General features: G+C 45.4%; 13 protein-coding genes. 2 read left to right on the forward strand and 11 right to left on the reverse strand.

Going from position 1 to position 13099, the window contains the following annotated elements:
• Positions 1 to 23 precede the first annotated feature (23 nt).
• Complete coding sequence (locus CKV62_RS08445) at positions 24 to 1253, reverse strand: MFS transporter (RefSeq protein ID WP_095066516.1); 1230 nt, start codon at positions 1251 to 1253, stop codon at positions 24 to 26.
• 152 nt (positions 1254 to 1405) lie between these two features.
• On the reverse strand, positions 1406 to 1825 hold the full coding sequence (locus CKV62_RS08450; RefSeq protein WP_095066517.1) for an RrF2 family transcriptional regulator: 420 nt from the start codon (positions 1823 to 1825) through the stop codon (positions 1406 to 1408).
• A 146-nt stretch (positions 1826 to 1971) separates the two neighbouring features.
• Here CKV62_RS08450 and CKV62_RS08455 point away from each other — a divergent pair, with 146 nt between their 5' ends.
• The gene (locus CKV62_RS08455) at positions 1972 to 3339 is read left to right on the forward strand and encodes an NCS2 family permease (protein ID WP_095066518.1); all 1368 of its coding nucleotides are present in this window, start codon (positions 1972 to 1974) and stop codon (positions 3337 to 3339) included.
• Positions 3340 to 3379: 40 nt separating this feature from the next.
• Here CKV62_RS08455 and CKV62_RS09455 read toward each other — a convergent pair whose 3' ends face one another.
• Positions 3380 to 3544 carry a hypothetical protein gene (locus CKV62_RS09455; protein ID WP_157728926.1) on the reverse strand — a complete coding sequence of 55 codons (165 nt, stop codon included), beginning with the start codon at positions 3542 to 3544 and terminating at the stop codon, positions 3380 to 3382.
• Positions 3545 to 3591: 47 nt separating this feature from the next.
• Positions 3592 to 4107, reverse strand: a complete 516-nt coding sequence (locus CKV62_RS08460) for a pyridoxamine 5'-phosphate oxidase family protein (protein ID WP_095066519.1) — start codon at positions 4105 to 4107, stop codon at positions 3592 to 3594.
• 387 nt (positions 4108 to 4494) lie between these two features.
• Between CKV62_RS08460 and CKV62_RS08465 the strand changes: the two genes are divergently transcribed.
• Positions 4495 to 5937, forward strand: coding sequence for an amino acid permease (locus tag CKV62_RS08465; protein WP_095066520.1), 1443 nt, complete (start codon positions 4495 to 4497; stop codon positions 5935 to 5937).
• A gap of 75 nt (positions 5938 to 6012) precedes the next feature.
• Here CKV62_RS08465 and CKV62_RS08470 read toward each other — a convergent pair whose 3' ends face one another.
• From CKV62_RS08470 to CKV62_RS08500, 7 genes are all read right to left on the reverse strand, one after another.
• Complete coding sequence (locus tag CKV62_RS08470) at positions 6013 to 6591, reverse strand: immunity protein YezG family protein (protein ID WP_231968320.1); 579 nt, start codon at positions 6589 to 6591, stop codon at positions 6013 to 6015.
• Between the two features lie 213 nt (positions 6592 to 6804).
• A complete protein-coding gene (locus CKV62_RS08475) occupies positions 6805 to 7932 on the reverse strand; it encodes a cation diffusion facilitator family transporter (protein ID WP_038117274.1) in 1128 nt (375 codons plus the stop codon).
• A gap of 208 nt (positions 7933 to 8140) precedes the next feature.
• Entirely contained in the window at positions 8141 to 9277 is a 1137-nt protein-coding gene (locus CKV62_RS08480; protein WP_095066522.1) for an RluA family pseudouridine synthase, read from the reverse strand.
• The gene (locus CKV62_RS08485) at positions 9277 to 11865 is read right to left on the reverse strand and encodes a 3'-5' exonuclease (protein WP_095066523.1); all 2589 of its coding nucleotides are present in this window, start codon (positions 11863 to 11865) and stop codon (positions 9277 to 9279) included. The genes CKV62_RS08480 and CKV62_RS08485 overlap by 1 nt, the downstream gene beginning before the upstream one ends.
• Before the next feature lie 21 nt (positions 11866 to 11886).
• Positions 11887 to 12138: a hypothetical protein gene (locus tag CKV62_RS08490; RefSeq protein WP_095066524.1), complete on the reverse strand. Its 252-nt coding sequence runs from the start codon at positions 12136 to 12138 to the stop codon at positions 11887 to 11889.
• A 1-nt stretch (position 12139) separates the two neighbouring features.
• A complete protein-coding gene (gene recR / locus CKV62_RS08495) occupies positions 12140 to 12736 on the reverse strand; it encodes a recombination mediator RecR (protein WP_038117281.1) in 597 nt (198 codons plus the stop codon).
• Positions 12737 to 13066 carry a YbaB/EbfC family nucleoid-associated protein gene (locus CKV62_RS08500; RefSeq protein WP_038117282.1) on the reverse strand — a complete coding sequence of 110 codons (330 nt, stop codon included), beginning with the start codon at positions 13064 to 13066 and terminating at the stop codon, positions 12737 to 12739.
• Positions 13067 to 13099 lie beyond the last annotated feature (33 nt).

Here is a 13099-nt window from a genome sequence, read left to right on the forward strand (position 1 = left end):
AACTCCTTTCCGCCCCACATTCATCAGTCATGACGCACCGATAAGCGTCGCGCCTGAAAGCCTAAATAGAGCAGCAATAATCCGGTAATGCTGAATACATAAGCAATACCCATATACGTGGACACAACGCTGGCAAATACAGGACCGACCATGGAGCCGAACTGCTGTGCCGTCGTGGTCATACCGAACATCCGCCCTCTGAAAGCCGGCGCCGTGTTGAGCGTTACCGCCGCACTCAGGGACGGATTGATACCTACGATAAAGGAACCGATGAGCACCTGTAAACTACCGAACCACCAGATGCCGACAGGCAAACTTTGCAGTAATAAAACGATGCCGCTACCGATCATGCAGTAAGAAATAGTCTGAAAGTACCCTTTCCGCTCACCGATACGCACCCAGATATTCGTCGTCAAAGCCCCTGCCAGTCCGCCGATACTGAGGATGGAGCCGGCAATTATGGCAGCCCCTTCCATCGTTCCTTGCATGTCGCCTACATAGAGCGCCAAAATCGGCTGCAACATCATGATAGCGCATTGCATGAAGAAAAATATCCATAATAATCGCACCAGCACAGGTTGCTGTCGTACAGTTTTAAAGTCATCGCGCAAAGACGTCGTTTCGGATGCGGGTTTACTGTCCTGTGTATCATCATTCTCCGCCTGTACCTTCGGTTCTTTCACAAAAAGCCATACGGAAACGGTCGCTAAGAATACAGCCACACCGGACACATAAAATACGGGCCGCATGCCGACGATGCTTTCAACGGCGCCGCCCAAAAACGGTCCCACCACATTGCCGAGAATAAGTCCGGTCTGAAATATACCGAGAGCACGGCCCACCTTTTTCTCGTCCACGCTGAGAGACACCATGGTCATCGCCGCCGGATAGAATCCGTTCGCAAAGCCCTGAAAGGCACGGCCCAGCAAAAGTTGATACTGGTCCGTCACCATCCCGATGAGAAAATAAGAAATGGCAATGGCGAAACCCGCGCGAAGCGCCATCATCTTCTTTCCTTTATTATCGGCGATTTTACCCCAGATAGGAGCCATAATGCCGGCAATGAGAAAGGTAATCCCGAACACCCATCCGGACCAGAGCGCCACATCACCCTTCGATACGCCAAGTTCCAGGAGGTAAATCGGCAGGAACGGAATAATCATAGTATAACAGACAGCAAGTATCGTCATACTGATGGTGATAATCCACACATTGCGCATGCCTCCTCGAGCATCTTGTTCTGTTGAATACATAGTGCCTCCTACTTCATGCACATATAAAGAAGAGCCGCATAAGAATACGCGACTCTTAAGGTCTAACAGCTAAACATAAATTAACCGACATGCGTATACACGCTATGTTGACATGAATTTACACGCCATTAAGACCGTCATTATTACTCCCTTTATTGATACGGAAGCTTTTGATCCATCACATCCTGTAAGGAAACGCGCTCCATTACGTGACGGAACTCATCCTGCAGGTATTTCCAAAGCGGCGCCGTCAAACAGTCATTGAACATAGGACATGGTTCCACATCATCATCCAAACAGGATACGAGGGCAATGGAGTCCTCTGCGGCATATAAAATTTCATATACATTGTATTCGGACGGCGATTTTACCAAACGATATCCGCCATATTTGCCGCGTCCGCTCTTAACGAGGCCGGCCGCTGACAGGCGAGATACGATGCCTTCCAAGTATTTATCGGAAAATCCCTGGCGTCCTGCGATTTCACGAATGGACACATTTTTCTCCTCCCCGTGCTCCGCAATATCCGCCAATATCCGTAAAGCATAACGCCCTTTCGTAGATATTTTCATAACATAACCTCTGAATCGATTAAAATATACTATTAGTATATCACAAATTCATACAAAAATTGTCGGGAGATATGATACACTATAACTATATCGAAATATTTTATTAATGTATAATTTTGAATTTCATGCAGGGGGGATGTTATCTGATGTTAGATAAGCTTTTTCAACTTAATGAACGCAATACCACCGTTAAAACCGAGATTCTGGCGGGTATCACCACATTCATCACTATGGCGTACATACTCTTCCTGGCGCCAAACATCTTAAGCCTCGCCGGCATGGATAAGGATGCGGTCCTCATCGCCACAGCTTTGGGTGCCGGACTCGTAACGATCGCCATGGGTGTTCTGGTAAACTATCCGATTGCACTGGCTCCCGGTGTCGGACTCCTGGCCTTCTACTCGTTTACCGTCGTGCTCGGTATGGGTATTTCCTGGCAGACGGCCTTGGGCGCAGTCTTCATTTCAGGCCTCGTATTCCTCGTGCTCACCTTGACGTCGGTGCGTCAAATGATTGTCGAAGGTATACCGGCTTCTATGAAAGTAGCCATCACGGTCGGTATCGGCCTCTTCATCGCCATCATCGGCTTAAAACTGTCCGGCCTGATGTCCATTTCAATCAGCCTGTCACCGAATTCATTAAGTCAAATAATCCAGACACACGGTAACTTAGTACCGCCGCCATCGGAGGCGCTCCTCACATTGGGCAATCTGCATAACGGCGAGACATTGTTGGCCCTCTTCAGTCTGATCTTTACGGCTCTATTAATGGCCCGCCATATTCAAGGATCCATGCTCATCGGGGTTCTCGTGACGACAATTATATCCTATGCTACAGGCTTATCCACATTACCGAATGGCTTCAGCATTCTGGCGGTACCTGATTTCTCCAAGGCGGCATTCTTTGAACTGGACATTCCCGGTGCAGTACACATGGGCCTTGTCACCATTATCTTCTCCTTCACGTTCGTAGAATTATTTGACTCCATGGGTACCCTCATCGGTACGGCGACGGAAGCAAAAATCGCAGATCCTAAGACGGGTAAATTCCCGGGACTCGGCAAGGCGATGACCGTCGATGCCATAGGTGTCAGTGCCGGCGCGCTGCTCGGTACCTCTACGATTACAGCCTTTGTTGAAAGCGCAGCCGGTGTCGGTGCCGGCGGGCGTACAGGTTTGACAGCGGTAACCACAGGTGTTCTCTTCTTAATCTGTCTGCTCCTCGCTCCGCTGGTATCTCTTGTGCCGAATGCTGCGACCTCTCCCATCCTCATCCTCGTAGGGGCCCTCATGCTGGGCGCTATCCGCAATATCGAGTTCGATGACTGGACGGAAGCATTCCCTGCATTCCTCGTTATCGTATTGATGCCGTTCACATACAGCATCGCCAACGGAATTTCCGCAGGACTCATCGCCTATCCGCTACTAAAAATCGCAGCAGGTCGCGCGAAAGAAGTTAACTGGATCATGTACGTATTAGCAATACTCGTAATCATCCGATACATATTTTTCTAATAAGTAAATACAACAAAGAACCGATCCTTGTACATCACAATTAATTGTATGATGAAAAGGATAGGTTCTTTTTATTGTCCAACGCAATATCTTTCATAACGCCCACACGACCGATAAGATTTTCTACATGCTGTTGTTCCGTCACTTGTTCAAAGAAAAACATATATGCTCGATCATCATGCAGCCGATAAGTACGTCGAACCATCTTACACTACAATAATTAATGTCAGAATGAGATGGTATCTTTATTAGTTATTTCTTTGCCAATGGTGGAAGAATTATATCATGCGTTAATTGTAATCGTCTTTTAGCTGTATAATCAGAGACAACAATATGAACAACACCCACAGAATTTACCATAGCCTCTGTGAAAGTAAACTCACGCCCCGTTTGATGTCTCATCAAAATCTGCAACCCATGTATTTTTTTATTAACATCCGCTAAAAATGTGGCTTCACCGCGCCCCATAACACTAGAATAAGTTGAACTATATTTACATGGTATGTCACCGCCCGATACAAGAGCCTCATCATCACCGTCAATTTCAATGAACACATGTGAATTCAACTTTATCAGATCAAATTTTTTCCCGTTTTGATACCCGTGGACATAAATATGTAACATATTATCTATAAATTCATAGCCAAAATGTAAGGGAAGAACGTATGGATAGGCTCCATCCGTCATACCTAAATGGATGATGCGGGTATTATTCAGAATGCTTTTTATATCATTAATATCAGTAACCATGCGATCCTGCCGTCTCATTTCAACCTCCACGAAAATTGTGAATATAATACTCTTTATTCTTCCTTCAGTCTGGTAAGAAATTAGTTAAATCGATTTTCATCGTTCTCCATCCTTCCGAAAATTCCATTTCATTTTCTTCTTTTATAATAAGTATACTTGTTATAAGTTATTTTATAATATTCGTCAATACATTTTCATTTTAGAGGATTATTCTTTTGCTTTTATAAATAAAAGAATATACTTTCATTACAAAAACATCATCTGTGTCTACTGTAAAAATACATTTGACATCATACAATAGATACTGTATGATAAAAAAATAGTTTGATATATCCTGTACATTGTGAAAACATGGCCCTCCATGGCTTTTTCCATGTATGGGTAGTTTAGAAAAGAGGTCTTATTATGTCTGATACGCACCAGTTAAAACGGGGTCTTAAGAATCGACACGTACAGTTGCTCGCCATCGGCGGCGCCATCGGTACCGGTCTATTCTTGGGCTCCGGCCGCGCCATTCATCTGGCAGGTCCCTCCATCGTATTCGCCTATCTCATTACGGGTATCATCTGTTTCTTCGTCATGAGAGCTCTCGGCGAATTACTGCTGTCCAACCTAAATCATCATTCCTTTATCGACTTTGTCGAGGAATACTTAGGTGATCGTGCAGCATTTATTACAGGATGGACTTACTGGTTCTGCTGGCTGTCTCTGGCCATGGCGGATTTGACTGCGGTCGGTCTTTATATGCAGTACTGGATACCTTGGATGCCCCAGTGGATACCGGCACTGATCGTCTTAATCGCACTGCTGTTAATGAATTTAACAGCAGTGCGACATTTCGGCGAAATGGAATTCTGGTTCGCCATGATCAAGGTCATTGCCATCATATCGCTTATCATTATCGGCATTATCATGATCGCCACCGGCTTCTCAACCGACGCAGGGGTTTCCGCATTCAGCAATATGTGGAACTATGGAGGCTGGTTCCCGAACGGAACGATGGGCTTTATCCTGTCATTTCAGATGGTCGTATTTGCTTTCACCGGTATTGAACTGGTAGGCCTAACGGCAGGTGAAACGGAAAATCCTGAAAAGGTTATCCCCACGGCCATCAACAATATTCCATTGCGTATTATCCTGTTCTATATCGGCTCTCTGGCCATCATCATGAGTATTTACCCCTGGACTGCCGTTAATCCCGCTTCCAGCCCATTTGTAGCCGTATTTACGGCGGTAGGGATTACGGCCGCTGCAGGGATTGTCAATTTCGTAGTTCTCACATCCGCCGCATCGGCGACGAATTCCGGCATTTTCAGCACAGGACGTATGATTTATGCCCTCGCAAAACGCGGGCACGCACCGCGGTCTATGCGCCGTCTCACACATAGCAGTGTTCCCTACCAGGCGACGATCTTTTCCGCATCGGTATTGCTCATTACGGTCGTATTGAATTACGTAATGCCTGAAGCAGTATTCGTTATGATTACATCGATTTCTACATTCTGCTTCATCTTTATCTGGTCCATGATGGTCATCTGTCATCTCAAATATCGTCAGAAGAATCCTGAACTGGCGGTACAATCTAAATTCAAGATGCCGTTATATCCGTTTATTAACTATCTGATTCTCATCTTTTTTGCATTCATTCTCGTTATCCTCGCCCTCAACGAAGATACACGGGTGGCACTGCTTTTTACACCGATTTGGTTTATCATCCTCTGGGCATTCTACTCCATGCTCAATACGGACGATAAGGACTCTCTCGAAGAGGAATTAATCGACATGGCAGGCGTCAAAGAACATTATAGAAAAACATCGAATGATGATCACGATGATTATGTAATTTGAAAAGGAGCCCCCATAAATCGCAACTATGCCGAATAGGCACGAAGCGAATTTATGGAGGCTCCTTTAATTTGTTTTTTACTTTACATCAGGAAAGGTCTCCGATTCATATTGCTGATAATACAGCATGACATTTGCAGTATCTTCACCGTAATTTAACCGCGTTTTAGTACGTTGACCACTTTGAGTGATAATAATATCGATTGAGGATGGTAATTCCTGACCGCCCTTTTTTAAATGCGCATATAGATTCTGAAGATCCTGCACTTGACGTGAGGCTCCTGTCAGATAATTGCTTTTTGATAGACCGGTATTTTTAAACGTTTGACCGCTATAAAGCTGACCTGTTCTATCCGTAAAATAAAAACGGACAGCACCCTTATCCGCTGATAGGACAGCCTTTATATAAATGGTTTTCCATTCTTTCTTGATCATCAACTGCGTGGATTCCGCTAATTTAGCGACTAACTTCTGCGTTTTTTTATTAAACTCTCTGGAGGCGCCATTATTCTGACGAATCTCATCATTAAGAGGAACTTCAATCGTCGCCATAACAGGCTCTTCCTGTTGTACTTTTTTCGCATCTGCCGGTTGAACACATACAGTACCGACAACGACCAACACTGCTAATGATGTTACAACTAACTTTTTCATCATAGGCTCCTTATACATAATACGGAACTAAATTATATTTTACAAAATATATTATATTCATTTTATTTTCATAAATCAACCCCTAATCTATGAAAACGAACAAACATGTATAATTGCTTTGTATACATAAAATATCCATATATGATTAAATTCCGGCCAGTCGAAAAGAGACCGTACAGAATACCTTTATAGTATTCCATACGGTCTCTAAATATTTTAATTACTGAAATCCGCATCCACAACAGCAAATTGCGTATAATCAGGATATCTCTTATGTAATTCTTCTTTAATTTTCTCTAATGTACCATGAGGATCTTCTTCATCAAAGTTAAAGATAACATCATAATAAATAACTTTCTTTTCCTGCTGGACGTAAAAAGCGTGAACCTGCACAACATTCGTATAGAGACTCAATACCTTATCCAGTTCTTTTTTAATTTCCAGAACCTCTACACTCGGTTCATTTTCAGCATACACACCGACGGTCATGGCGATGCCGAATTTATTATATAAATGAACCGCAATCCCTTTTGTTAAGGGATGAATTTCACCTACCGTCAAATTCTCCGGCAAGGAAATATGTACAGACCCGATTGTTTCCCCCGGACCGTAACTGTTGAGTACCAAATCGTATACACCGCCGACTTGAGGATGTTGCGCAATGGTTTCCTTAATCTCACGAATCAGCTCATCATCGGCACGAACACCGAGAAGATGATTATACATGTCCCGTAGAATATCAAAGGCCGCTTTCAAAATGAAAAGAGAGATAATCGCCCCCACGTATCCCTGAATATCGATATTTAAGAAAAATACGAGGCCGGCGGACACCAAGGTAGCAAAGGTAATCACCGCATCAAAAAGGGCATCCACACCGGATGCTATGAGCGCACCGGACTGATATTTCTTACCTTGCCCCTTGATATAGTACCCCATTACAACTTTCACAACGATTGCGGCGGCGATAATCGCCAAGCCGGGAATATCGAAGGTCGACACCGCAGGATGAATTATTTTTTCTATCGATTCCTTGAGCGATCCGATACCGGCCCCGAGGATGATAAACGCGATGGCCATCGTCGTCATATATTCAATGCGACCGTGACCGAACGGATGCTCCTTATCCGCCTCTTTCGAGGCCAATTTCGTACCGATAATCGTCAACACCGATGAAAGAACATCGGTCAAATTATTTACCGCATCAAGTATAATCGCAATGGAGTTCGATGCGAGCCCCACTATCATCTTAAAAATAACGAGAATAACATTGCCTATAATCCCCTTGATGCTGGCCAGCGTAATCCCCCGATTACGTGCCGCACCAGCATTTTCCTGTAAAATCATAACTATACTCCTTACATTTTATATATAATCCCAAATGAACTCTAACAATATAGATGTATTTCTATATACATTATATCTTATCGATTATCATTTGTCACTCATTTTTAGCAAGATTATTTTAAAAACCACTTGATTTTACTGAATTATCAATAATTCTCATTTATCAATTAGATGATTGTTAAATATATTTTGAGATTATACTTACAAACTAAGCGGTCACGGTAATTCGTTCTCCGGTCCGCATATGTGTAAATACAATTTTCTCGGCGCGCAACTTGAAAGCGGTTCCTGTCGCCATCGCACCGTACAACGTATCCCCTACAAGAGGGTGTCCTATATGGCTGAAAGCCACGCGAATCTGATGTGTTTTTCCCGTATATAAGCGCACAGATACATCCGTATATGCATCCGGCAAACAGTTATCCACCACATTATCCACAATCAGACCTGATTTATCCACATCCCGATGTGCTATATCCACATTTTCATCCACTCTATCCACAGATTTTTTACGGTTATTCACAGAGTTATCCACAGCCCGTGCCGCACATCTGTGCAAAACGATAAAATCGGTGCGCGTGTTCTTTCCGTTCGGACTGACTTCATAATGAATGCCGTCAGAGGCTTTCTCCATAGGAAATTCAAGAGAACCGGAATCATCGGCTATAAGCCCTTCCACAGTGGCAACATACCATTTTTCAAATACATCACTATCCATCTGCTGTTGATATAAGCTTTGAGCCAGACCGCTCTTAGCTATGATGATACATCCCGTCGTATCCCGATCAAGGCGATTTAAAAACCGCACTTTTCGTTTGATACCATGCTCTTTAAAATAATGAGCCACCCCATTCGCAAGTGATACCTGCCCCTTTGAATTCACCGTCATCCCTGCGGGCTTATCAACAACGAGCAAATCATCATCCTCATACAGGATTACTAAGTCCATAGGGACCGGTTCATAATCAAGTTTCTCCTTCGCCATGGCGATCCGGATTTCGTCACCCGCACTAACCTCATCATGGGGCATAGCTTTATATTCGTTAATATGAATCAACTTTTCATCAAACAGTTTCACCATGGATTTACGCGGGTATCTCGTATCCAGCAGACGACCTAAAGCAACAGTATCCATAACATCACTCTTATTATTAACCGCAACACCAGAGTTCAGCGTGTTTAATGCATTCGGCTTATTTAACCTATTTTCCGCATTCGTATCATCACCATTAGCATCAATCGTAGCATGATGCAAATAATCACTGTCATCATAGGAGGCTATCCGTATATCCTCTGCACTGACAGTCCACAACATGTCATCGGGACGATGAGTCTTTCGCGCCATTAACTGCTCCTTTCTACGAGATTCGCATCTGTCGGCATATAATTCAACAATGGGCTCGGTTGAACGCTGCGCCCCCGCTCATTTTCATGCTTATAGGTGATGACCAGTTCCCGTTTCGGTCGCGTAATCGCTACATAGAACAGGCGTTTCTCCTCATCTTCACGACCTTCTTCAATCGCAAAAGGACTCGGGAATACACCTTGATTCATCCCCGCCAGGAATACGTAATCAAACTCGCTGCCCTTTGCCTGATGAACCGTGATAATCGGAATCCGATCATCATTTTTCACCTGTTGAACCGGCTCACCGGCCGTAAGGGCCGCCATCTGCAGGATCTGATTCAATCGCGCCAATCCGGGCGGTCCGTCATAGTCGACGTCCAGCTTTTCCATGATGCGGTATAAATCGCGAATATGCTCCACCTTGGCCGCTTCCCCATGAGATTTGTAATACTCAAGAACACCCATATGATTCATGATATACGCCAAGAGTTGTGTGGGAATCTCCGTCAACGCCTTGCGGCGCAATGTCGCCATTTGCGAGGCGATATTGGTGAAAGCCGCCTTATACTTATTGATTGCCACCATACGTCCCGTCGTGGTAGGTATGATGTTTTCTTTCACCGCATAAATTAAAAGCTGAGCCGTCGCCAGAATATCATCCATCGCATTATGTGTAGGCTCATGATGAATGGGGAAATGAGATGCCAGAAACCCCAGCTTATGGTTCGGAAGGTTCGGATGGAAGCGCCGGAATATATCCAATGTATCATACACGGCCTTGAACTCGGGCTGACCTAAATTATGGCGGGCCAGTTCATTCGTAAAAATACTGATATCGTAATTCACATTATGACCCACGATGACGGCATTCTCGGAAAACTCCTTAAAAGCGGTAAGAACGGTTACAGGGTCTTCACCATGCTCCGCCAAATACGCATCGGAAAAACCGTGAACCTCTTCGGACTGCCCTACCGGCCGTCCCGGATTGATAAAACGCTCAAAGGTCTCTAAGACCTGCCCCTCCTCATCAATGCGAATCGCCGCGATCTGTATGATGCGATCCTGCGACGTGTCCGTGCCGGTACTTTCAACATCGTACACGATTACTTCACGGCGCTCTAAACCCTGTACGAGCTTGGCGTACGGTTCATCTTCAAAGATAGGCATATCCATAAAGTCCGTCAGTTTTAACCCCACCTGCCTTGTTTCAGGACTCTCGATAGCGGCGATACGATTATCCCCGATGCCCGCCACATATCGCTTGATGATACGCTTGGCGCTGACCGAATCATTAGGATTCATGAGAAGCTTGAAATAGGCCATCACATCTTTAATTTCCTGCCTGCGGAAGAATTTATACTCGTCGATAATCATAAAGTGACGGCGTTCCCCTTCCGGTTTCTCCGCATTGAGCCTTTCAAAGGACGAACTGAGACGTTGTGCCGTCTTATTATCCCGCACGAGGACACCGATACTCGTATCCTTCGGCAACACGCAGATGGAATCAAAAATGTATCGCCCCTCCTGATATTCATTTTTAGAACCCTTGATGAGCACCGGCTTACCCGTGCTTTCACTATTGGCACGAGGCAGTTCATTATAGACGGAGCCCACTAAATCGGGGAACATGGCCTGTAATGTCCTGAATGCCATCGTAAAGAGCGTTCGATTCGACCGGTAATTCTCGTAGAATATGATTTTCAAAGGCTTAAAATCTTCATCGAACCGCTTTAACAGGCGAAACGGGTCGGAACCGCGCCATTCATAAATAGTCTGAAAGTAATCGCCGCATAACAGCACGTGATTGCCTTGCCACAGCATTTCAAGAACCTTATACTCCAAAAGTCCCGTATCCTGCATTTCGTCTACCGAGATATAGCTATAACGACTGCGCCAGCGCTCACGCACCACAGGATCCTGAAAGAGGCGATGCACACCGCAGATAAGGTCCGTGAAATCCACACCGTGAACGGCGCGTAAGCTTTCATCATAGGCACTCAACCATTGATGACCTTCGGCCCAGAATAGAGATAACTCATCGTAAAGAACCTTATTAAAACTGCTGAACTGCGCCTCTACGGCCTTGTAATTCTCCGTGCGGAGGCGATAAATCGTATTCTTGTAATCCGCCGCCGTATCATCCGTATAAAATCCGTACAGCGAGCGGTATTCTTTCACCATAGCGATTACATTGGCGAAATTAATATCCCGCAGCTGTTTCGGCTTGTACGGCCCGTATAATTCCTTGCAGTCCTCTTCATCAAATATGGTCACATCCGTATATAAGGACTCGTTCCGCTTTCCTTCCTGCTGCAACACGAAAAAGCAAAAGCTGTGGAATGTACTAATTTCCACAGCCTTTGCGGGGCTGCCTACAAGGGATTGGATGCGGTCCTTCATCTCATTGGCCGCCTTATTTGTAAAGGTCATGCATAAAATGTTGTCCGCCTCCGCAAAGCCACCTTCGATGAGGTGCGCCACCCGATAGGCAAGTGTATTCGTTTTTCCCGTCCCGGCGGACGCCAACAGGAGGATATTCCGTTCTACCTCATCAATAACGCGTTGCTGCTCACGATTGATAATCATAGAATCCTCCCTATCTTAATCTTATAATAAGCCGTACCATAAAGCGGCAATAACCATCGGTATAGGCCCTAAAATAGCCGTCAACACCCATACGCCCCAACCGATATCCATCGGGATATGTAGGACATTAACGCATACCCAATAGGTAGCGAAGCCTGCTATCACGTTGAAAGCGACGCTCTTAATCGTAAAGAATGCCACCTTAAACAGAATGTAGGCCACAACAATCGAAATTACCACAGATATAATCGGCGATGCTAATAGTGCTTCCATATTATCCTTTCATTTCCTGACGGTTTACAACGGCACCGCCAAGAGTTAATTCATCGGCATACTCAATATCGCCGCCCACAGGAACACCGCGTGCGATACGCGTTACCTTGATACCGCTCGGCGCCAAGAGCCGCGCCAGATAGAGAGCTGTCGCTTCCCCTTCCACATCGGGATCCGTAGCGAGAATCACCTCTTGCACCACGCCATCCCGCAAGCGGGCAATGAGCTCTTTCACGCGAATATCGTCGGCACCGATGCCCTCCATAGGGGACAGGGCGCCTTCCAGCACGTGATAAAGTCCTTTGTAATCACCGCTGCGCTCGATGGCGATGACGTCACGAGATGTTTCCACCACCATAATCGTCGTCCGGTCCCGATTCGGATTACTGCAGAACTCGCACGGATCCTGTGCAGATAAATTAAAGCATATAGAACAGTGTCGCGTAGCGCCCTTCGCTTCGACGATGGTTTCCACAAGGCGATCCACCTCCTCCTGAGGCATCTCCACCAGGTGATAGGCCAAGCGTCTCGCCGACTTCGAGCCGATGCCCGGCAAACGGCGCAACTGTTCTACAAGCCGTTCCAACGCATTTGTCATTTAGAATAAACCTGTAGGCAAGTTAAGACCGCCCGTTACTTTGCCCATTTCCTGCGCCAAAAGGTCATCAACCTTTTTACCGGCTTCATTTACGGCGGCCATCACCAAATCCTCAAGCATTTCCACATCTTCCGGATCTACTGCGGACGGATTCAATTTCAAGGATTCGATAATCTTTTCACCGTTCATGACAACCGTAACGGCACCGCCGCCCACAGTCGCTTCTACGGTGCGGGTCTTCAACTCTTCCTGCATCTTCTTCATATCGTCCTGCATCTTTTGGACCTTCTTCATCATGCCCGCCATATTGCCCATACCTTTACCAAACATTATGTTCCTCCTTCCGGACTTCATCGTCCTCAT

It is taken from the genome of Veillonella rodentium (assembly GCF_900187285.1).
GTDB lineage: Bacteria > Bacillota > Negativicutes > Veillonellales > Veillonellaceae > Veillonella > Veillonella rodentium.